General features: G+C 80.8%; 1 protein-coding gene and 1 pseudogene. Both read right to left on the bottom strand.

Annotation, left to right across the window (positions count from 1 at the left end):
• Window positions 1–455 (bottom strand): annotated as a pseudogene (locus DZG00_RS16010) (FtsK/SpoIIIE domain-containing protein); the annotation flags it as partial.
• 90 nt (window positions 456–545) lie between these two features.
• A partial coding sequence (locus DZG00_RS16005; RefSeq protein WP_147360091.1) for a hypothetical protein occupies window positions 546–782 on the bottom strand: 237 nt, incomplete at its 5' end.

The raw sequence follows: 782 nt of genomic DNA, 5'->3' as shown, positions 1-782 counted from the left end.
GGATCCGGCACGCGGGCGTCCGGGTCGCCCCGCCACACCAGCCCGCTCGGCACGTCGCCCGTGCCGAGCGCGATCGGGGGCGCGTCGCCGCCCGGATCCGCCCGCCAGAGGAGCGCGGGGTTGACGCTGCCGTCGAGGATCTCGCGCGCGGACGGCGCCCGCGACGCGAGGGCGACGCGCACGGCGGCGACGCGCGCCCGCACCTCCGCGTGGAGGCGCTCGGACGCGGCCAGGGACTCGCGCTCCGCGCCGCGGGCCGAGCGGCGACCGGAGATGCGCTGGTCCGCGACGCCCGCCACGGCGACGACGGGCCCGAGCGCGGCGAACAGCAGCGCGTAGGGCGAGCGGGTGATGGCCCAGACGGCGACGCTGACGACGAGCGGCGCCGCGACGCCGAGCACGGGGAACGGGGGCGGTGGGGCGGGCGCGGGTGACGGGGGCGGGGAGATGTCCACCGCGCGAGGACACCAGGTGCGCGACGACGCCGCGGGGAGACGGCGGCGCGTCGTGGACGGGATCCGCGGCCCGGAGCTGGGGAGGAGCCGTCAGGGACGGAGAGGACGCCGCCGGGCAGCAGGACCGGGATCCCGTCCGCCGCGCGCCCGCCGCAGCGACGCGAGCGACGCCATCGCCCGGAGCCGCTGCCGCCGGGTGCGGCCCGCGTCCATGCGCGCCGCCAGCTCGTCGACGCGGCGCCAGGCGGCGTCGGCGAGCGGACCGGGCACCTCGCCCGGCGCGAACGCCGACTCGTCGGCCACGTCCGCGAGACCGCGAGCGCCGCC

Source organism: Clavibacter lycopersici (assembly GCF_003576405.1).
GTDB classification, from domain to species: domain Bacteria; phylum Actinomycetota; class Actinomycetes; order Actinomycetales; family Microbacteriaceae; genus Clavibacter; species Clavibacter lycopersici.
This window is presented reverse-complemented; position numbering and strand designations above follow the sequence as displayed.